Origin of the sequence: Bacillus cereus group sp. BfR-BA-01330, assembly GCF_022663885.1 — a bacterium.
Lineage (GTDB): Bacteria > Bacillota > Bacilli > Bacillales > Bacillaceae_G > Bacillus_A > Bacillus_A cereus.
In genome coordinates, this window is the sequence record NZ_JAKUGK010000008.1 from 144010 (window position 1) to 168866 (window position 24857).

The following is a 24857-nucleotide window of genomic DNA, read 5'->3' on the forward strand; positions in this document are numbered from 1 at the left end:
AAAAATAAAAAAATGTTTCATTCTTGTACAAATGAGTGAGAAAATGCTGTATATCATGCTATTTAACTAAGAAAATACAACTAGGAAATAAATTTATATATTTCCTAATTATCTATTACTCCATTCAACTAGTGTATAAGAATAAGGTGAATCGACCTCTAATTCCATATACAGTAATTGATTTTTCGGTAATATCTCTCCCTCTGTATGAATCCAATAGCGCTTCTTATTAGACATATTTATGACACGTGTCAGTCCTTGTTCTCGCCTTATTACTTTTGCAGTCCACCCGATCTAATGCATATCTTCTACCTCTGATACTCCTTGTAGAAAAGGTAGATTCTGTTCTGTTTCTAGTGGGAATGGCAACTGTTCCAGTTCCGAAAACGTCTCCTCATGTTCAAATACTTCCTCTGGTATATCCTCATCGCTCGGAAAAGGAATTTCATATTCTGCTTCAGAAGCAGGAGTATGATGAAATTCTTCAGCATACTCCACTTCTTTTGCAACTTCCTTGCTCTGTTCTAACGCTTTTTCTTCTTCACCTACATTTATTCGAATAGATGTAGCAACTAAATCGTATATATTTTCTACATCCTTTTCTAAGGTAATTTCTTTCGTTGGAACAGTAACTCGTTCTTGTTCCCTCCCAATAGGCTTATTTTCTCTCGGACACCAATAAACAGGTCTTTCCACTGGTTCTGATCTTTTTTCTTTTTTCTTCTCTTCTATCAACATGTTTCTTTTTGTTTTGCAAACTACATAAACCATATAGCAAATTAGTGCGATAAGAAGTTTCGTAAACATGACTTTCCCCTCTCGTTTAACCAAATAAAGCAAACTCAAATTGTCCTTAAATTACTTTACTTTTTCTTTTTCCTTTTCCTTTCTTTTGAGAACCATCTACTTCCACAATTAATTCATCTCAGAGTGTAATGTCTTGTTTTTGTACAAGCATACGCTTATCGGCATTCAATGTTGTTAAAGTACGTATGATATCTTCTACATTCCCGTCAATTTCAAGTTTATGTTGCTTTACTACAACGCCAGGAACTTTTTCTTCTTTGATATATTCAACGGCTTTTTGCACAAATTTTGCATCTTCCATATACGATACGTCAGATGTACTCGGTAATGTTTTCACCCAGTTTGTAAATTGGATCTCAATTGATTCAAACACTGGTGTAATTACTTTACCGATATTTGCAAGTACTCGCTTAGATTCTTCCGATGCTGCCTGTATCCACTCTTCTGTTGAACCATTTAATTGATTCCCACTTTTAATATTTTGAATTAATAACGTCTGAAGGTCTCCTGTATCACCAAGCATTGCATTAAGTCCATCACTTGTTGCATCACCATTCATTGCTTCAACAGCTGTATTCTTTTGGGCGATTAATTGCGCCATCTGCTGTTAGAACGTTTCTCGGTAGCGGAGGTAGAAGGTTCTACATTGCTTTGTTTGACCAATGCGCCAATGTCTTCTTGTAGCTTGGTTTAACGTAAATAAGCTAAATGATAGTTGGTAGAAAATTAATGTTGGCGTGGCCAGCAAGTCCAATCCTACCCTAACTAATTCTTGGGAACAGATGATCGCATTCACACCGCTACTTACTTGTTCTTCTAACCATTGACTACGTTTTGGCGTAGCAATTGTATTTGTAATAACTGTATTAAATGTGTCCCTTCTGTTAGTGGGGTTGGATAAAAAACCGCCGCTAAATCATTTCCTATACGCATAATAATTCCCTTCAAGTTCTTTTTTGCAATAAAAAAAGAAAGATCCAAGTATATGCATCACTTAGTTCTTCCTTTTACCCTCTATAAACTACCTCTTCTTTATTAAAATGGTAGCTCTTCATCTGTAATCTCCGATAGCTCATCCATCCCAGCAAAAATATCATCCAGCTCTAGGGATTGCTCCCTTATTTCCTGCTCTTTTGGCTCATCTAATACTGTCCAAATGTTATCTTTTTTCATTTTTATATCCCTCTTCCTGCTTATTTTTCATTTTCATATCTCCTCTAATTTGCAATTTGTTATGATTCATAACCCAACCTGCGAACTTGAAAACAACACAAAAAGGGCTTCTTCAAGTCGATTAAAAATGTGCATAGCAAAATAAGCTATATATACACTAATCGGCTCAAAGAAGCCCTTTCACAAATGAAACAAGACGCAACTTGCTTCTACAACTCAACCACAACACAAAAAAGGTGTGGGAATAAACGGAATCAAATAAGCTAACAATATACCTATATATTATATAATATCGTTATATATTTCAAGAAGGTTTTAATTAAAGTTAACGCATTACCAAAAGAATCCTTTTCCCACAAGATTGTGAAGGACGTTAGTCAAAAGTATTTGGGTAATGCGTTAAGGCTTAATAAAATGCTATCAAGTATCTTACCAATTTCAATCCAAACACCTACTAAAGGTGTTACGCCCATACAATTTCTTTAGATGTTTAGCACTAGTGATTTCAATTCACGCACCTATATATGGTGCGACTAAACTTCAATATTTTAAGCCACATGCTCTTAATATTTCAATCCACGCACCTACAAGAGGTGCGACCCCGATTTGTGTTCAAAATCACACACAAATACTTTAATTATTCTTCTCTTTATTTGTGTTCATCTTTTAATATATAACTTGATATTATTAAGGATTTCTTGATTTAGTATATCTATTGGCTTTTCTTCCATCTTGATGGGTAACGGTTCCATTTACTTATTTTTCTTAGTTATTAACTCTTCTTGTAATTTAACAAGTTCCCTTGCAGGAGAAATAATTACTTTTATTATTAAAGTGGCCCACCTTCAAAACCAATAGGCCATCCATCGTCTTTAAATTTTACTTTATACTGAAACTCAAAGTGACCATCATAAATAAAAGCTAAACTAAACCCAGAAAATATATAATCGTCAAAATTAACCATCTTTCCAAAACATATTGTGGATAGATAGTAGTTCTTCATTTCTTGATTAGGGAAGAATTTCTGTAAATATTTTAATGCACAGCTTATATATAGATGGAGTTCATCGAATGTTTTTTCTGCCATTTCGATAATCTCCACATCGGGATTTTCATTATTCCCTTGAATAATAATATCCACATCTTCCCATTCTCCAATATTAATACTATAAAACCACCGTTTTTGAATGAGATACTTCTCATTTTCGTATATAGGGGGATTAACTAGGTTTAATTTTTTCTCCTCATCTTTAGTTAACGGTTTATCAAGAATAAGCTTTTTATGCAAAATTTCTTTGATATTAGAGACAATATATTTAGATTTGTTTAATTCTAAAGAGTCCATTTTCCACCTCATAAATTATAGAATAAAGTAAATTCTCCCTTAAGTATATCATCTTCCTTATTCAACTATCCTGCACCGTTAGTTCAATAAGAATTAAACAACTATATTATTTTTCAATGGACTTTATTGTAAATTAAACAACTTTATTATCTCTTAACAACAACTCTATTCACATAAATTTCTTTATAAGCAAGGCTATATTCTTTGTCTGCATATACATATGATTTACAAATTTCTTACATAATGTATGTGTTCCTATTTCATCTAGTTCAAACTCTGTCGCAGTGTTACTAAGTAACTTATATGCTGTACTTCTTTCTATTCTTTCCCTACCTACTCTTAATTAGATACACATGGTCTTCCATATCTTCAATGTACCTATTTAAATCTCTTCTTAATGTCGCAGTAATCTAGATACATTACTGCTTACCGCTCTTCATTTCAAGCATTAAGATATAACTCCCTTTCAAGCTTGCAACCTTTAGTTTTAAGAGGTCACTAATACGTAAACCTATATTGTATAACAACTTTACTACATTATTTGGGACAAATTTTAATTTAAACCATATATTATCTATATTTATTAAACCTTTTCTGTTTTTGGGAAAGAGATACCAAAAACTGTTTTATTCCATGGACTACTTTCAACCCATATCCTGCCCTGGTTTTTTTCTACTAAGGATTTAGCAATAGCAAGCCCTAATCCGCTACCTCCATTAATAGAATTTCTTGATTGGTCACCACGATACATTCGTTCAAATACATGATCTAAATCATGTTCCGCGATTCCCTGTCCTTTATCCCAAACAAGCAATTGGAATTCTTGATTTGATTCCATGAGTTCTATTCCAAGTACTTTTCCTTCTTTCCCATATAAAATAGCATTTTTTATTAGGTTATCTATAATTCTTATAATACTTAGATAATCAGCCGTGATAAAACATTTTGTTTTTGGTAAACTAAGCTTTAACTCCAAATTATTCTTCTTGATTTCAGGCAAATACTCAATTAATACTTCTCTGGTAATTTCAGTTAACTCTAGAGATTCAGGATTTATTAAAACTTCATCTGCATCTAGCTTTGCCATATTAAATATTTCATTGATTAATTGCTTTAAGTTGCTGGATTTTTTTGAAATAATTTCAAGATACTCTTTTTTCTCTTCTCGAGAAACAGCTATATCATCTTTTAAAGCATCAATATATCCTATAATAGATGTAAGAGGAGTTCTGATATCATGAGAAATACTTGATAAGAGCCTTTTTCTCGCATTTTGAGCTTTAATGGATTCGATTTGAACTCTCTCTAACTGTTCAATTAATTCATTCACAGAAAATATCATTTTATTAAATACATTATCTTCATTTACAATTAACCTTGTTGTTAAATTCCCTTTAATTACACGTTGTAACTCCTCAATCATTATTTTCAAACGATTAATGAAGTGGAACCTTATAAGTAAGAGAAAAGTCGTAAAGAAAAATAGTACTATGTACAAAACAAGTTTATTTATTCCTAATAGCTGATTATTTAAATCTGTAAAAAAAAGTCCTATAATACATAATAATTGAAGAATATTAAGCAAGATAATTTTATCGCTATACATTTTGGTCACCTACAAACTTATATCCGATTCCCCAAACTGTTTGTATTAATTGAGGATTAGAGGGATCCACTTCTATTTTTTTTCTAAGTTTTCGAATATGGACCATGACAGTATTATCATCTTCTAAATAGTTGTCCCCCCAAACATTACGGAACAACTGAGATTTTGTAAACACTTGCTCCGGATTTAAAGCAAAAAACCTTAGTAGTTCCATCTCTTTTGCAGTTAAAGGAATCTCTTTCCCCTCTTTGAAAACAGTATATTTTTTCATATCAATTGAGATTTCTTTAAACTCTATACGTGTTTGTTCTCTATCCCCTGCTTCACTTCCTAAAACTAAAAATCTCCTCATAAGAGCTTTAACTCTAGCTACTACCTCATTTATACTAAAAGGTTTTGTAATATAATCATCTGCGCCCATACTTAAACCTAATATCTTATCAGTTTCATGATTTTTAGCAGTGAGCATTAGAATAGGAACATTCGTTTTTTCTCTTAATTTTCTGCAGACCTCAATCCCATCAATTTTTGGCATCATAAGATCTAATATAAACAGATCATATTTGTTTTTATTAAATAACGAAAGAGCGTGCTCGCCATCTATAGCAACATCAACCTTATATAATTCTCGCTCCATATATTTTTTTAATAAATCTCTAATTTCTTTTTCATCATCCGCTATAAGAATTCTAATTTCTCGCAAAATAACACCTGCTTTCATAACTTCTATTATACATGTCCAAAATTATTGCGCTTATTCTCTTTAATTTACAAGTCATCAAAATAAGAAAATTGGCATTTCTTTAAAGAAATGCCAATTCTCAAAAATTAAACTGTTTCAAACGCCAATATGTCGTTTATTATATTAGCATTCTTTTTAAGAATATCTAGCTTTGAATTTGATAACATTTCCATATGGGTTCCGTACCCTTGAATTATCCTGAAATTCTTCGTAGTAGCATTCTCCCACAGTAAATTATTTTCATCTTCTTTTTCTTTTACTGATTTTATATAACTTATATTTCCATCAATACTGCCATTTGTTGTTGTACTCTGTACATACATATAAGACTTCATAATTAATTCTATCAAATAATCACTAGCTAATTTTTCTAAATCTTTATATTTTTTCAGATTGAATTTTTCATGAAGTTCTCTTTTACACTCTTCCTCTGTATAAAGATTCTGTTCTACAATCGTACGGTATTTTGAATCAATAAGAATAAGATTTTCTACTTCTAAACCTTGTCTATTCAATTCTTTTGCCACATCGAAGGCAAGAATTCCACCAGCTGAATATCCCACTAATGTGTACGGTCCTTCTGATTGAATATCTTTTATTATTTTAACATATTGTGCAATTCTATTTTCAGATTTAATAAAATTAAAACTGTAAACCGAATATGACTCAATATGCTTTGCTAGCCCCATATATGCTATTCCTATTGAAGCAGCAGGTGGGAAACAAAATAGTTTTTTATTGGTGCTTGTTGAGCTACTAAGTTGAATACAATCCTCTGTATAATCCTTTAACATTTCTTTTGCGCCTTCTAAGAACGCTGAAAAACTTCGGACTGTAGGTTTATCAAATACATCTTTAAACGGTACTCTAAAGTTTAACTCTGCAACTATCCTTGAAACAAATGTCATAACGTTTAAAGAGTTCGCTCCGATATCAAATAAATTAGTATTCATACCTATTTTTTTGATATTTAAAATTTCTTCCCATATGCTAACAATTTTTTCTTCTAAATCATTTCTTGGCGGTTCGTATTCTAATTCATATTTGACATTTCCATCTGGTGCTGGTAATGAATTTACATCTATTTTACCATTTGTTGTCAACGGTAATTCCTTAAGCTGTGTAAAAAATGCCGGTATCATATAATTTGGAAGTTCTTTTGATAAATATCTTCGCATCTCTGTAACAGTAATTGCTTTTTCTTTATTCTCTAAAACAACATATGCACAAAGATACTGACTATTCTCACCGTCTATTCTTGCAACAACTTTTGTTTCTTTTATATTATCTAATTTTAGAATTTGATTCTCTATTTCTCCTAATTCAATTCTATAACCACGAATTTTTACTTGATGGTCAGTTCTTCCTATAAATTCGATATTTCCACTAGGCAACCATCTTGCAAGATCCCCTGTTCGATACATCTTTGCTCCAGGCACATATGGATTTGATATAAATTTTTCTGCTGTCAATTCAGGTCTATTTAAATAACCTGTAGCAACACCATCTCCACTTATATAAAGTTCTCCTTCTATTCCTACTGGTAATATCTTTTGATTATCATCCAATAAATAAATTTGAACATTATCAATTGGCTTCCCAATAGGTACCGATATGTGTTTATCGTCATTAAGGCTATATTTATAAATCATACAGCCAATTGTTGTTTCTGTCGGACCATACTCATTATAGATTTCAACATTATGATTGAAACTTTTTGAAATCTCTCTTGCTAACTCAGTCTTTAAATCTTCTCCACCCACTATTAATCGTTTTATACTTGAATTGCTGTTATCAATATCTCTTATCAACCTTAAATGGGATGGTGTCAATTTTACTATACCTACTCTATTATCCTTAAAAATTTTTCTTATAATTGGTTCATCCCCATCATTATTGTAAATAACTATTTTATTTCCAGAAATTAATGGTGTGAATAATGATGTAATTGTAAGGTCAAATGAGAAAGATGAATACAAGGCAAAATCTAAGGCCTCTCCTTTGACATATTCCTTATTTGCCCATGTTATATAATTGACTAGGCCTCGTTGCTTCAGCATAGTTCCCTTTGGCATACCTGTAGAACCCGAAGTATAAATCATATAAGCTAGATTGTTAGTATTACTTGTTACTTTTATATTTTCAGTAGAATAATGATTATACTCTTCATCTAAAAATACTATTTCTTTGCTTAACCTCACTGCATCTTTACCTTTTGTAAGTATTATATTTGTTCCACTATCCTCTACTATATACTTAATTCGCTCTTCAGGATATTCAGGATCTATTGGTAAATATGCTGCTCCAGATTTTAAAATCCCCATAATTCCTATAATCATCTCTAGAGAACGTTCAAGCATGATACCTACAACTGTGTCTGGTTGAACTCCTTTATTCTGGAGTATCCTAGCTATTTGGTTAGATTTTTCATTAAGTTCTTTATAAGTAAGTTGCTGCTTATCAAATACCACAGCTACCTTATTTGGAGTCCGTTCTACCTGTTCTTCAAATAAGCGATGAATTGTTTTTTCTTTTGGATACTCTGCCTTTGTTTCATTAAACTCATTCAAGAAATAATGCTTTTCTTCTTTTGAAAGGATTTCTAATTGATTCACATTTTTATGTTCATCCTGCACAACTTGGTCCGTAACATTTTTCAGATGATTTGCTATGTTCTGGATGAGTTTTTCTGAATAGAGATTTCCATCATATGATATTTTGAGAACAAGCTGTTCACCTGGAACGACAACTATTGTAAATCCATAGTTGGTTTGTTCAATCCCTTTAATATCCTTAAATACGAAACTACTCTTACTTTCTTCTTCCTGAAGTAAACGTTCATCAAGTGCATAATTCTCAAAAATCATTACATGATCAATTAAATCCCTTTTTAAATCACTAAGAGACTGTATATCTGAAAGATTCATATAGTTGTATGCTTGGCTTTCTATTGCTTGTTGCTGTACCTCTTTTAAAATATTTTTAAAGCTCTTCTGTTCTTTTATATTAATTCTCGTTGGAATTGCATTAATGAATAATCCAACCATTTTTTCAATTCCAGCTACTTTGGCATCTCTACCAGAAACGACAGAACCGAATACAACATCGTCTGTATGATTATACTTGGCTAAAATAATCCCCCATAAAGTTTGTAGCACAGTGTTTAACGTAACATTATTTTGATTAGCCAATTCAGTCATTTTTTTCGTAAGTTCCCTTGAAAATTCAATGAGCGTCTCTTGTCCATGGTACTCTCTTGTACTATCAATTTTGAACGATGGAACTTTCGCAGGTTTTTGATATCCTGCTAAATATTGTTTCCAATATTGAATTCCCTCTTCTTTTTCCTGTTCTCCTAACCATCTAATATAATCACTATATGGTCTTGGCTCTTCTAAATTAGGATACTGTCCTACTTGTTTGTTTCCATAGATATAGAACAATTCTCCCAAAATAATACCTCTGCCCCATCCATCGAACAAGATGTGATGATTACTCCATATAATTGTATAAGCCTTATCATCAGTTTGAATAAGTTCCAGTCTAATTAAGACATCTTTACTAAAATCAAAACCTTTTTCTCGATCTTGTTCAATGTAGGTTGTTATACTTTCTTTTTGCTGAACTATTCCTTGCTGTCTAATATCTCGGTATCTAAAGCCAATCTTTCGACCTTTTATAATTACATTTTTTGGTTTTTCTGTAATTTCATATTCAATTGCTGTCCGAAGGATTTCATGTCTTTTCATAATATCGTTCAAACTTTCCTCGAATAAGTTGACATCAATAAACCCTTTGACATCAATGACAAGTTGTTCAAAGTATGCACCTGATTGTGGATCTTCTAATGCATGGAATAGCATACCCTGCTGCATATTAGCTAATGGATAAATCTTTTCTATTTCTCCCCACCTATTTTTCGCCTTGATTTCCTCTAGTTGTTCGAAGCTTAATTCTTTGTCTCCATAGTCAAATGGTGTTTTTTCAGCCTGTTCCTTAGAAATGCAATGATGGATTACATCAAGAAGAGCAGCCTTGAAAGCTTCTGTAAACTCCACTACGACATCCTCTGCATATACTTTTGTATTATAAGTCGTATCAATAGTGAGCTTTCCATCTAAGACAATAGCATTCATTTCTATAGGTGTTTCTCTTGTATGTTTACCTCCAATCGACTCTCCTGTCGATATCCAAGAAGAAGAAAAGATTGTATTATTGAGATCTGCATCCATTTGACCTAAGTAATTAAACAAAATAGGTGGCTGTTCAATATTCCATAAATCTGGATCTCCACTCAATTGTTTTAAAACCCCATAGCCTATTCCCTTATTCGGAATTCTTCTAAGAGACTCTTTCACTGTTTTAATAGTCATTGAAAGGTCCTTTTCATCTCCTAAATTGATGTATACAGGATATTTGGTTGTAAACCATCCAACTGTTCGGCTAATATCTACATTTTTTATAATCCGTTCTCTACCATGGCCCTCTAGACTAATCCTAATTTTATTTTCACCAGTTACTCTCCTTGTAGCTATTAAAAGAGCACTAATCAGTAAATCATTGATTTCAGTATGATATGCTTGATTTGTTTCTCTTAACAATCGGCTTGTTTCCTCTATTCCGAGAGCGGTACTAAAAGTATCACTATCCTCATATCGGAATAGTCCAACTTCCTCTTTTTTCTCTAAAAAGTTAACATTATCCTTTAATGTGTTCACCCAATATTGCTTTTCTCTAAGGATTTTTGCACTCTTAGCATACTCGTTAAGCTGAGTAGCATACTCTTTATAAGAAGTCGTTTTTGGATAAAACGCTATTGGTTCGCCTTTCATTAGCTGGCTGTATCCAAGTGCAAAATCTTCAAATAGGATTCTCCAAGAGATTCCATCCACCACAAGGTGATGAATAATAAGTAACAGATGGTCTCCAACATTCGTCTTAAACTGTGCTACATTTACAAGAGGTCCTTCTTGTATATCAATTTTCTTCTGTAATATTGTCGCAAGTTCTTGAATTTTCACATCTGGATTATCTTCTCTCGAAACGTCATAAACATTAAAACCAAATTGATTTTTTTCCACTTCTCGATTGAATTGAAGTACTTCATTATTCTCCTCTTTATAAATCATTCGTAATGCGTCATGATGTACAAAAATTGCTTCCATAACTTCTTTTATCATTTCCTCACGGAATCCATCTTTCCTATACAACATAACTGCATGATTATAATGATTTACTTCTTCTTTTCCATTTATAAAATACGCTTTTTGAATTGGAGTGAGCAACACATCTCCTGTTTCAATTTCATAAGAGCCTTCTTGTATTGTCTCAATATTGACATAGTTGCTTAAAAACTTGATTTCCGGATAGGTAAATAGATCTTTCATCTCTAACGTGATACCTTCTCGTGATAAACGTGAGATAATTTGTAAAGCTTTAATAGAATCTCCACCCGAAGCAAAAAAGTTATGGCTAATCCCAATTGGCTTGACTCCTAATATATCTTCCCATACCTTCACAAGTTTTTCTTCCACCTGATTTCTTGGTTTTTCATAATCTACTCCCTTACTCACATCTGGCTCTGGTAAAGCTTTTTCGTCTACTTTTCCATTTGCCGTAAGTGGAATACGCTCCATCTGAACAAAATAAGATGGAATCATGTATTCAGGGATTTCTACTTTTAAGTACGCTCTTAATTCTTCAAATGATAGGTCCCTCTGGGACGTAATATATGCACATAGATATCTTCTTCCGTCCTGACCTTCTCGATCAATCACGAATGCTTCTTTAATTTGTTCGTGTTTAACTAAATGACGCTTAATCTCTTCTGTTTCAATTCGATAACCTCTTATTTTCACTTGACCGTCAATCCTACCTGCAAGCTCAATTCTACCATCTGATAGTCTTCGAGCAAGATCCCCTGTCCGATACATTTTTTTATTTGGTTCAAACGGATTTTGAACAAATTTTTCTTCTGTCAAATCTGCTCTGTTTAAATATCCACTTGCTACGCCATCTCCTGATAAGCATAATTCACCATAAACACCTTCTGGGACAAGTTTCATTTGTTGATCCACTACGTAAGCCTTCATATTCTGAATTGGTCTTCCAATCACAGGGCATTCTTTGAAAGCTGCCATTGTATCATATTCAATAACTTGATATACCGAACCAATTGTCGCCTCTGTAGGTCCATAGTGATTCATTACCGCATGATTTGGGTAATGTGTATAGAATTTTTCAACATCTATTGGATTGATTTTCTCTCCACCTAACACGACTAATCTCAAAGTTTTACAGCTCTGATTATTTGAGAAACTCGGATCATTCACCAAGACGTTAAAGAGAGACGGTGTTAATTTCAAATAAGAAATCCCTTGTTCTTCTATATACTGTAATGCCTTCTGAGCATTAGTATATACTTCTTTTGTAACGAGATGCAGTTCACATCCATTTAAAAGTGATGAATATAGACTTGTATAGCCCAAGTCAAATGCATAGGAAGATACTAACATTGCCTTATCTGTTTCTTTTAGATTCGCTTCCTTTGTAAACCAAGTCATATAGTTTACAACGTTGTTATGCTGAACACATACACCTTTAGGTGTACCAGTCGAACCTGATGTATAGATGATATACGCATTATGATTCCATTTATAATTGACTAATAAATTTGATGTATCCCTCTCTTTTATAGAATCATCTTCCATGGAGATTATTTCTCCATTAAATTGGAGAGTTTCTTTCCTTTCTCCTTTTACTATCAATAGGCTAGCATTACTATCCTTTAAAATGACATTCGTTCTTTTATCCAGTTGTTCAGGATCTATTGGTAAGTAAGTCGCTCCTGCTTTTAATACGGCCATAATTCCAATAATCATTTCAAGAGATTCTTCCACTAACATACCTACTGTTATCCCTGGCTTTGCTCCTTTTTCTTGAAGCAACCTTGCCATTTGATTCGCTCTTTCATTCAGTTCCAGATACGTAAGTTTCTGATTTTTAAATACCACGGCTACATGGTGAGGTGTTCGTTTCACCTGTTCCTCAAATAATTGTGAAATTGTTTTATCTTTCGGATAATCAGCTTTTGTATCTTTATCATCCTGCAATAGCATCTGCACTTCTTCTTCTGAAAGCAACATAATATCCTGAATGCTTTGTTCTGGCTTCTCAATAATTTCTTTAAAAACCTGGATTAAATGTTTAGCTAATCTTTCTACAGTTTCCTTCTTAAATAATTTAGTTCTGTAATTTAATACACATTTGATACTACGCTCTTCTTCAACAGCGGTAAGTGTTAAATCAAATTTAGAAACATGCGCCTTCATTTGATATGGTGAGAAAGTTAAACCTTGTATTTCAAAATCATCATAGTCAAAGTTTTGTAAGACGAGCATTGTATCAAACAAAGCACTTCTGCTCATATCTCTCTTTAAATCTAATTTTTCAACTAATTCATCAAATGGATAATCCTGATTTTCATAGGCTTTTAAAGCATTCTCTTTAACTTCTTTTAAATAATCTTGGAATGAAACGTCTCGTTTTGGATAATTTCTCATTGCAAGAGTATTAACAAAAATACCCATAATCTGTTTCAAATCATCATGAGGTCTTCCTGCGATTGGAGATCCCACTACGATTTCCTCTTGCCCCGTATATTTTGAAAGCAGTGTTGTGTATCCCGCTAACAGAAGCATATACAGCGTCACACCATGTTCCTTCGCCATCTTCTTAAGATTAACATATATGTCACTATCGATTTCAAAATGTACAAGGTCACCTTCTGTACTTTGAATTGGCGGTCTTTTATAATCTGTCGGCATATTTAGTACTGGTACTTCTTCTTTAAATACATGCATCCAATACTCTTCTTGTTTTTTCATTTCTTCTTGAGTAAACAATTCTCTTTGCCATACAGAATAATCTTTATATTGAATGCTTAATGGAGATAATTCTTTCCCGTTGTATAACTCAGCTAATTCCTGTGTAAAGATCCCCATTGATACACCATCTGATATAATATGGTGCATATCTAATACAATCACGTGCTCATCATCTGTAACATGTATGATTTCAACCCGTAAAAGAGGAGCCTTCTCCAAATCAAACGGTTTAACAAATCCATTGATCATATCATCTAGCTTATTGGTACCCATTTCTCTATACGTCACTTGGAAATCTATGTCTTTTTCAATCTTTTGAACTGGTTCACCATCTACCATTACAAAAGAAGTTCTTAAAGCTTCATGTCTTTCGATTAATTTATGGAAAGCCTTCTCAAGTTGCTGAACATCCAAATCACCTTTTATCTTCATGGCGAACGGTATATTGTAAGATACTCCGCTACCCTCTATTTTATTTAAAATATAGAGTCTTTTTTGTGCAGATGAAAGTGGATAATAATCTTGTTCTTCTACTTTTTTGATCGATGCATATACACTTTCTTTTGTAGAGTCAATAAATTCTCCAATCCCTTTTATAGTAGGTGTTTGGAAGATTTGTCGTAAAGGTATCTCCACCATAAGTTCCTTATGGATTTTAGAAACCATCGTAGTTGCTTTAAGAGAATGACCTCCTATTTCAAAAAAGTGCTGGTTGATACCGATTTTTTCTACTCCTAAAATTTCCTGCCAAATGGATACAAGTCTTTCTTCGACTTCATTCCTTGGTGCCTCATACTCTACTCCCACAACCGCACTTTCATCAGGTTCTGGTAAGGCCTTTCGGTCCACTTTTCCATTTGCTGTAAGTGGTAGTTTATCCAACTGAACGAAAAACGCAGGAATCATATACTCTGGAAGCTCTTGCGCCAAATCCTTCCGAATTTCTTGTAATTTGGATTCTTTCTTACGTGTTTCAGACGTAAAATAAGCACATAAATATGGTTGACCATTATTATCCTCTCTTGCGATGACAACGGCTTCTTTAATCTCTTTCTGTTTCAAAAGTTGATTCTCTACCTCACCAAGTTCAATCCTGAAACCTCGAATTTTCACTTGATGGTCAATTCTACCTAAAAATTCGATATTCCCATTAGGCAATAACCTTGCAAGATCTCCTGTCCGGTACATCCTTTCCCCTGGAATGAATGGATTTGGAACAAACTTCTCCGCTGTGAGCTCTGGTCTGTTTAAATAACCACGTGCCAAACCTTCCCCACTTACACAAAGTTCACCTGCAACTCCTAATGGCACTAAATTATTTTCCATATCAAGGATATAAACCCTGTTATTACTTATTGGTTTACCAATAAGTACCTTCTGATCTTCCTGTTTTAATTCACATATTGTAGAACAAACACTATTTTCTGTTGGACCATATTCATTAAACAATTTTACGTGAGGCATTTTCTGAAAATGTTTTGTAATTAGATTTTCATTAAAACCTTCACCTGCAATTGTCACAAATCTCAAATCTACTAAAGGCTTATCAATAGTGTTTAATAGATTATTATAATAACTTGGAACAGCTAACAAATTAGTTACTTTATTATTTTGAATAATATTTATAAATTTACTGAAATTCATTCTTATATCTTCTATTAAAATTAATTTACCTCCAGAAAGCAAAGTAGTAAAAATATCTTCAACAGAGCTGTCAAAAGAGAAAGAAGGCATCTGTAACGTAATATCACTTTCACTATATTGATATGATTCTATTCTCCAACATAACGTATTGAGAATAGATTTATGATTCACCATAACACCCTTTGGTTTTCCAGTTGAACCTGAAGTGTATATTATATAAGCCATGTCAGAGGACTTATTTAGACTAGGCAAGTTTTCTGTAAATCTATCCTTAATCTTTTGTACATTTATATCAATACAAGTTAAATCATAATCTACATGTTTATTTTCTTGTTTTAACAATATTTCTATACCACTGTCTTCTAACATATATCTTCTTCTATCCTCTGGATACTCAGGATCAATTGGAAGGTATGCCCCCCCGGCTTTTAATATCGCCATCATACCAACTATCATTTCAATCGAACGTTCAACCATAATACCAACCACAGTATTAGATTTCACACCTTTTTCTCTTAGCAGAGCAGCGACTTGATTAGATTTTTCGTTCAGTTCCCAATAAGTCAATTGTTTATTTTCAAACACAACTGCAATATTTTCAGGTGTCCTTTCTACCTGTTCTTGGAACAATTGATGGATCGTCTTCTCTTTTGGGTAATCTACTTTTGTATCATTAAATTCATACAATAAAGTTGTTCTTTCTTCTTCTGCAATTATGTCTATTTCATTTATTTTCTTATTCTCATCTGCAATCACTTGTTCAGTTACTTTTTTAATGTGCATTTCGATATTATCTATTATTTTGTCATCATAAATATTGCCATCATAAGTTAAAACTAAATTTAACTTCTCACCTGGAGTTGCAGCAATACTAAAACTATAATTGCTCTGCTCTTCTGCATGTATATCTTCTACCTCAAAACCTATATCCATTTTTTCATTTCCGGCAATACGTTTATCAACAGCATAGTTCTCAAACACAATTATATGATCAATAAGATCATTCTTTAATTTACTCATTGCTTGAACTTCAGCTAAATTCATATAGTTATAATTATTGCTAGCTATAGCTTCACTCTGTACAACCGTTAAAACCTCTTTAAACTTCTGATTCTTTCCAAGGTTTATTCTAGTTGGAATGGCATTAATAAATAAACCAATCATCTTTTCAATTCCGTCTACTGGTGCTTCCCTTCCCGATACAATAGTTCCAAATACTACTTCGTCTGTATTATTATACTTCGCCAAAATAATACCCCAAATACTCTGGAATACTGTATTAAAGGTTACGCTATTCCTATTAGCAAGCTGTGTAATTTTATTTGTTAGTTCGTTCGAAAATTCAATTACTTTTTCTCTTCTTAAATACTCACTATCATTCTTAGTAATCTGTAATTTTGGTATTTGCGCTTTCTCTTCATAACCATCTAAATATTGCTCCCAATAACTTTTACCTTCTTCTTTATCTTGCTCTTCCAGCCATTTTATATAATCGCTATAAGGTTTCGTTTCTTCTAACTCATATTCTTCACCATTTATTAATTTTCCATATACAGTGAATAACTCACCTAATACGATTCCAAGACACCAACCGTCCAATAAAATATGGTGATGACTCCATACCAATTTATATAAGTTTTCATCTGTTCTAATCAAACATACTCTCATTAAAGTATCTTTACTTAAGTTAAATCCCTTTTCTGTATCTTCTTCTCTATAATTTTTTATGAATAACTCTTTTTCTATAGTTCCTCTTTCACTTATATCGCAATATTGAAAACCTATTTCTCTATCAGCTATTATTATTTGTCTAGGCTCCTCAACTATTTCATATTCAAATGATGCTCTTAGTATTTCGTATCTTTGCATGATTTTATTAAAACTTGTTTTTAATATCTCTACATCAATGTATCCTGTTATATCCATGACAGTTTGTTCAAAATATGCTTTTGAATTTTTGTTTTCCAAAGCATGGAACAGCATTCCCTTTTGCATATTTGCTAACGGGTAAATCTTTTCAATTTCAAAATCTTTATACTTCTCTTTAATATCCTTAAGTTCACTTAGAGTTAATTTAGTATCCCCATAGTCATAAGGCGTCTTTTCCACCTCTATTTGACTAACACAATGATCAATTATAGTTTCAAGACTTTCTTTAAACTTATCATTTAATTTCCTGATTGTTAGTTCATCAAACTCTAGCTCATTAAAGGTAGTATTTATAACCAATTCATTATTAATAATTATCGAATTGATTTCTATCGAATTATTTCTTGAAATCTTTCCTCCAATTGTTTCCCCATAAGAAAATTTCGATTCAGAAAATTCATTTCTGTTAACATCATTATCCATTTCACCTAAATAGTTAAATGAAATTGGTGCTTTTTGTTCATTTAATAGATACTTCTCTTTTGATAAATATTTTAGTATACCAAATCCGATTCCCTTGTTAGGAATTTTCCTTAAAATTTCTTTTACCATTTTTATATTAGTAGCAAGATCGGTCTCATTGCCTAAATCTATAAGTACTGGATACATAGTTGTAAACCAACCTACAGTCCTACTAATATCTACATTTTCTAAGATATCTTCTCTTCCATGTCCCTCCATATTTATTTTTATACAATTTTCACTTGTTATCTCTCTAGCACCTAATAATAAGGAAGTTAACAATATGTCATTTATTTCTGTATTGTATGCTCTATTAGATTCTCTTAATAAACTTATAGTCTTTTCCTTATTTAAAGAAATACTAACTGTTTTACTATTTTCGAATGTGTCACTTTTGAGCTCTGTTTTTCTAGGTATAAATGCAACCTCAGTATTTGCTATTTCTTGCCAATACTCTTTTTCCTTTAATAATTTATTGCTACTAGCATACTCCCTCAGCTTAGAGGAAAATTCTTTAAAGGATTCAGTTTTGAATCCAACGTCTAACTTCTCACCTCTTAAATCCTGAGAATATAGAGTTTCAAAATCTTCTAATATTATTCTCCATGATACTCCATCTACTACAAGATGATGAATGGTAATAAGCAGATGATCACCTTGATTCGTTTTAAATAAACAAAGATTAACGAGTTTACCATTTTTGATGGAAGATTTCTTTTGGATATTTGTCGCTAATTCATATATTTTCTCTTCCTTATTCTCTACTCCCTCAACATCATGAACGTATAAATCAAAGAGGTTATCCTTATAGCCTCTATTATACTGAATGATCTCTCCATCATTTTCTCTATAAATCATTCTAAGGGCATCATGCTGCTCTAATATCTTATTAAAGACTCTCTCTATTCTCTTTCGATCAAATCCATCTTCCCTAAACAGCATAAATGATTGATTAAAATGATCTAGTTCTTCTTTATTTTTCTCAAAATACCATTTTTGAATTGGAGATAATATTACTTCTCCTGTAACTATTTCATAAGGTTTTAACTGTTTGTTTTGCTTTTTTACATACTTACTAAGATCTTTAATTTTAGGGTTTGCAAATAGATCTTTCACTTCTAACTTAAGATTTATTCTAGACAACCTGGACACAATTTGCAGAGCCTTAATAGAATCTCCACCTGATACAAAGAAATGATGATTTATCCCTATATCCTCTATGCCTAGGATATCCCTCCAAATCTCAACAAGATGTGTTTCAACTTCATTTCTTGGTGCCTCATATTCTACCCCTGATTGACTACTTCTATCTGGTTCTGGAAGTGCTTTTCGATCCACTTTATCGTTTGATGTAAGTGGTAACTGGTCAAGTTGAACAAAATAAGAGGGAATCATGTAATCAGGGAGTTCCTTTTCTAAAAATTCTCTTATCTTGGCTGAAGATATTGCTTTTTCAGACACAATATAAGCACTTATATACGTATGATTTTCCTTATCCTCTTTTGCTACTACTACGACCTCTTTTATATCTTGATGTTTTAACAACTGGCTCTCTATTTCACCAAGTTCTATTCTATACCCACGTATTTTTACTTGATGGTCAATTCTTCCTATGAATTCAACATTTCCATCAGGCATCCATCTTACAAGATCACCTGTACGATACATTTTTTCCCCACTGACGAAAGGATTTTCCACAAATTTCTCGGCAGTTAAGGCTGGATTATTTAAATAACCTCTTGCCAATCCAACTCCAGATATACATAACTCTCCTGTTACTCCAATTGGACAAAGCTGATTATACTTATTTACTATATAAACTTTAGTATTATACACCGGTTTTCCAATTGGAATATTATCATCATTTTTATTCATTAAGAAACTTGTAGTTACTACTGTATTTTCGGTTGGACCGTAGGCATTTACAAGCTGATAGCGGGTATTCTTATTTAAAATTAACTTTTCGCCACCGGATACTAACATTCTTAAAGAATGATTATCTTGTAATATAAATTGTTCACTTACCTTAGATGGGAATGTTGCAACTGTTATGTCTTTACTATTCATATATTCATTTAATTTATCTAGATCAAGCCTAATATCTTTTCCTAAAACATGCAAAGTAGCTCCGGTGATTAAACAAGGGAAAATTTCTCCAATAGATGCATCAAATGAGACTTTCAAATAGTTTGTAATTCGATCTCTTTCTGTTATTTTATGAAAATCTACATACCAATTACATAAATTGACTAAGGAATGATGTTCCACTAACACCCCTTTTGGTAAACCCGTGGAACCAGACGTATAAATGACATAGGCTAAATCATTTCTATTATTACGCTTTTCCATATTAATTTGCTCTTGATTTTTTATTGTTTCATCATTAATTGAGATTTTAGTTATACATTCATTATTGATAAAATGAAGTTTATCGTATAAATGAGTCTGCGTTAATACGAACTTTGTGTTACTATCTTCTACCATATATTTAATTCGCTCTTCAGGATATTCAGGGTCTATTGGTAAATACGCTGCCCCTGATTTTAATATCCCCATGATACCGACAATCATATCTAAAGAACGTTCCACCATAATTCCTACAATCATTTCTGGATGAACACCCTTATCATAAAGTACTCTAGCTACTTGATTGGATTTTTCATTGAGCTCCTTATAAGTAACTTGTTGCCCCTCAAATTCTACGGCAACCTTGTTTGGAGTTCTCTCTACCTGCTCCTCAAATAATTGATAAATGGTTTTATTCTTTGGATAATCCATATAAGTTTCATTAAATTCATTCAAAAGAATGTGCTTTTCTTCTCCCGAAAGCATATCTATTTGACCTAAACAAACTTCCTGATTATTAGTAATTTCTCTTAAAATACTAACAAAGTGCTCTGATATTTTAGCTATTGTCTCTTTCTTAAACAATTTTGTACAATATTCTAAATCAAATTTTATGATGTTATTAGTTTCTACTGCTGATAATGTCAAATCAAAATTTGCTATATTAAGTTCACTATCATATGTTTCAAAACTTAACCCTTTAATCTCTTCATTAGAGGTATCTAAGTTTTGTAGCACAAACATCGTATCAAATAATGCACTTCTACTCATATCTCTTTGTAAGTCCAGCTTTTCAACCAGTTCATCCAAAGGATAATCTTGATTTTCATACGCCTTTAATGCATTTTCTTTTACTTCTCTTAAATAATTACGAAATGTTTTATCTTCATTTGGATAATTTCTCATCGCAAGGGTATTCACAAACATTCCGACAATATTTTCAAAATCATGATGGCTTCTTCCTGCAATTGGAGATCCTACCACAATATCATCTTGACCCGTATATCTTGAAAGTAAAGTTGTATATCCAGCTAACAGAAGCATATACATGGTAACCCCATTTTCTTTTGCAATTCTATTAAGCTTCTTTGTCAACTCACTATCTATTTCAAAACTTCTTCGGGCCCCTTCAACACTTTGTGTCGGCGGCCTTTTATAATCTGTTGGCATATTTAAAATAGGTACTTCTTCTTTAAAAACATTTATCCAATATTCTTCTTGCTTCTTCATTTCCTCTTGAGTAAACAAGTCTTTTTGCCATACTGCATAATCTTTATACTGTAGGTCCAATGGGGATAACTCTTTCCCTTCATACAGTTTACAGAGCTCTCTATTTAAAATGTTCATTGAAACTCCATCTGAAATGATATGGTGCATATCTAGGACCATCACGTGCTCATCATCTGTGACATGTATAATTTCAACCCGTAAAAGAGGAGCTTTCTCCAAATCAAACGGTTTAACAAATCCATTAATCATATCATCTAGCTTATTGGTACCCATTTCTCTATACGTCACTTGGAAATCTATCTCTTTTTCAATCTTTTGAACTGGTTCACCATCTACCATTACGAAAGAAGTTCTTAAGGCCTCATGTCTTTCGATTAGTTTATAGAATGCATTCTCAAGCTGATGAACATCCAAATCACCTTTTATTTTCATAGCGAAAGGCATATTATAAGATACTCCGCTACCCTCTATTTTGTTTAAAATGTAGAGTCTTCTTTGGGCAGATGAGAGCGGATAATAATCCTGTTCTTCTACTTTTTTGATCGATGCATATACACTTTCTTTCGTAGAGTCAATATATTCTCCAATTCCTTTTATAGTAGGTGTTTGGAAGATTTGTCGTAAAGGTAGCTCCACCATAAGTTCCTTATGGATTCTAGAAACCATCGTAGTCGCTTTCAGTGAATGGCCTCCAATTTCAAAAAAGTTGTGTTGAATTCCTATGTTTTCTATATCTAAAATATCTTGCCAAATGGATACAAGCTTTTCTTCGACTGTATTCCTTGGTGCCTCATACTCTACTACTCCTGCAACCGAACTTTCATCAGGACTTGGTAAAGCCTTTCGATCCACTTTCCCATTTGTAGTAAGTGGTAGCTTGTCTAGCTGAACAAAAAAAGCAGGAATCATATACTCTGGTAACTCTTTTGCCAAAAACTTTCGAATTTCTTGAACCCTAGTCTCGCCCTTCGATGTTTCGGAAGTAAAGTACGCACATAAATATTGATGATTATTACTATCTTCTCTTGCGATAACAACAACTTCTTTTACTTCCTTATGTTTTAGAAGTTGACTCTCTATCTCACCCAGTTCAATCCTGAAACCACGAATTTTAACTTGATGGTCAATTCTTCCTAAAAACTCAATATTTCCATCAGGTAACATTCTCACAAGGTCTCCTGTTCGATACATTCTCTCTCCTAGAATGAACGGATTTGGAACGAATTTCTGAACTGTTAATCTCTCGTTATTTAAATACCCTTTACTTAATCCGTCTCCAGAAATACATAGTTCTCCAGGCACACCAAGTGGAAGCAGGTTAGAATTTTTATCTACTACAAAAACCGAAGTATTTGCTAACGGTTTTCCTATTGGGATAACCTCAGTTACTTCATTAACAAAATAATAAGTAGCATATACCGTGCTTTCAGTTGGACCATAAACATGAATAATTTTATCTTTGCCCAATTTCTCAAGGGCTTTGTTCACATGTGAAACTGAAACTCTTTCACCACCGAATAATATTTTTCTTATTTTATCTAAACAATCTATTTCTAAATCTACAAGCGCATTAAATAAAGCTGTGGTAATAAACATAATACTTATTTGTTCTTCCTTTATTAACTTAGCTAGTTTAACAAGACTTAATACAGTGTCCTTCTCAACCATTATTAACTTTGCACCATTTAGAAGCGCACCATAAATATCAAATATAGACCCATCAAAAGCATAATTCGAAAGTTGTAGTATCGTATCATTCTCATTAATTTCAATATAATTTGTATTCTTAACTACTCTAATTGCACTATAATGCGGAATAACTACTCCTTTTGGTGTTCCTGTTGATCCTGAAGTATAAATGATATAAGCTGTATCACTTGAATGATTTATCAAATTCAAATTATCTGTACTTAGCCTTAAAAAATTCTCTTGATCTAAATTAATTAACTCCACATTCAAATTAAGTTGACTTATACATCTATCTTGAGTCAATAAAACTTTTACATTACTATCTTGTAACATGTAGTCAATTCTCTCTTTAGGAGTCTCAGGATCAATTGGTAAATAAGCCGCTCCGGATTTTAAAATCCCCATAATTCCTATAATCATTTCTAAAGAACGATCGACCATGATTCCTACAATTGTGTTTGATTGAACACCTTTTTCTCGCAGTAGTCTAGCTATTTGATTTGATTTTTCATTTAATTCCCTATAAGTTAGGTTATTACTTTTAAAGCTAACTGCCACACGGTCAGGTGTCTTCTCAACCTGTTCCTCAAACAATTGATGTATCAACCTATCTTTAGGATATTCAACGGTTGTTTCATTAAATTTATAAAGAAGGATGTTTCTTTCCTCTTCTGAAATTAAATCTATATCGATCAATTTCTTAGCATCATTTTCGATAACTTGCTTCGTTACATTTTGAATATGACACTCTAGATTATTGATTAGTCTTTCTTCATATACATTTTCATCATATACAATTGTTAGTTTCAATTTCTCTCCTATTCCTACAGTAAGGCTTAGGCTATAATTACTTCTCTCTTCGTCGGTTACAGATACAACTTCGAACCCTAATCCACTTTCCTTTTCTTCCAATCCTTTTTCATCAATAGCATAATTTTCAAATACTAATATATGATCAATAAGATTACTTTTTAAGTTGCTAAGAGCTTGAACTTCGGCTAGATTAATATAATTATAATCATTACCCTCTATTGCATCATGTTGAGTTGCTTTTAAAACTTCTTTAAATGATTTTTCACTTTGCAGCTTTATTCTAGTTGGTATTGTATTTATAAATAAACCTAACATATTCTCTATACCTTCTACAGCTGCATCTCTGCCTGAGACAACTGTTCCAAAAACAACATCCTCACTATTGTTATACTTCGCTAGAATAAGCCCCCAAATACTCTGCATCACTGTATTTAAGGTGACGTTATTTTTATTTGCCAGTTGTGTAATCTTATCAGTTAACTCTTTTGAAAACTCTATCACTTTTTCTCTTCTCTGATACTTTCCAGCACTAGAGTTATTAAATTTAGGGAGGGTAGCATTTAACTCATACCCCTCCAGATACTTACTCCAATACTTCAATCCTTCTTCATTATCCTGATTATTTAGCCAATTTATATAATCACTATAGGGTCTAGGATCTTCTAATTGATGCTCTTCACCTTTCATTTTATGTGAATAGATAGTAAATAACTCATCTAATATAATCCCAATACACCAACCATCAAGTAATATATGATGAAAGCTCCAAATTACTTTATATGAGTTATCATTTGTTTTGATCAAACAAATTCTCATAAGGGTTTCTTTTGTTAGGTCAAAGCCCTTCACCTTATCATCTACTATATATTTTTCCACATATAAATCTTTAGTGTTTAAATCTAAATCACTTACATCATTATAGCTAAACTTAATTTTTCTATCCCTTAATATTACATGTAATGGCTCGTCCAATTTATAATTAAATGATGCTCTTAACACTTCGTGCCGTTTCATAATCTCGTTGAAACTTTCCTCAAAAATAGTTTCATCTACATAACCTTTTATATCCAATATAATTTGTTCAAAATATGCATCTGAATTTTTATCTTCAATAGCATGAAACAGTATCCCCTTTTGCATATTTGACAATGGATAGATTTTCTCAACTTTATTAACTTTCATAAA

General features: G+C 32.4%; 5 protein-coding genes and 3 pseudogenes. All 8 read right to left on the reverse strand.

Features of this window, described 5'->3' with window-relative positions:
* Nucleotides 1-108: 108 nt before the first annotated feature.
* The 8 genes and pseudogenes from MR112_RS22575 to MR112_RS22615 all read right to left on the reverse strand — a co-directional run bounded on the left by MR112_RS22575 (nt 109) and on the right by MR112_RS22615 (nt 24854).
* Nucleotides 109-807 (reverse strand): annotated as a pseudogene (locus MR112_RS22575) (transposase).
* Between the two features lie 46 nt (nt 808-853).
* A pseudogene (locus tag MR112_RS22580) lies at nt 854-1663 on the reverse strand (helicase); the annotation flags it as partial.
* 179 nt (nt 1664-1842) lie between these two features.
* On the reverse strand, nt 1843-1980 hold the full coding sequence (locus tag MR112_RS22590; RefSeq protein WP_242245400.1) for a hypothetical protein: 138 nt from the start codon (nt 1978-1980) through the stop codon (nt 1843-1845).
* Between the two features lie 829 nt (nt 1981-2809).
* Entirely contained in the window at nt 2810-3325 is a 516-nt protein-coding gene (locus tag MR112_RS22595) for a hypothetical protein (RefSeq protein ID WP_242245401.1), read from the reverse strand.
* Nucleotides 3326-3500: 175 nt separating this feature from the next.
* Nucleotides 3501-3843, reverse strand: a pseudogene (locus tag MR112_RS22600) (tyrosine-type recombinase/integrase); the annotation flags it as partial.
* A gap of 65 nt (nt 3844-3908) precedes the next feature.
* Complete coding sequence (locus MR112_RS22605; RefSeq protein WP_204312308.1) at nt 3909-4931, reverse strand: sensor histidine kinase; 1023 nt, start codon at nt 4929-4931, stop codon at nt 3909-3911.
* On the reverse strand, nt 4924-5634 hold the full coding sequence (locus tag MR112_RS22610) for a response regulator transcription factor (RefSeq protein ID WP_001206988.1): 711 nt from the start codon (nt 5632-5634) through the stop codon (nt 4924-4926). Before MR112_RS22610 ends, MR112_RS22605 begins: the two co-directional genes overlap by 8 nt.
* 125 nt (nt 5635-5759) lie before the next feature.
* Nucleotides 5760-24854: a non-ribosomal peptide synthetase gene (locus MR112_RS22615; protein WP_242245402.1), complete on the reverse strand. Its 19095-nt coding sequence runs from the start codon at nt 24852-24854 to the stop codon at nt 5760-5762.
* Between the last annotated feature and the right edge of the window lie 3 nt (nt 24855-24857).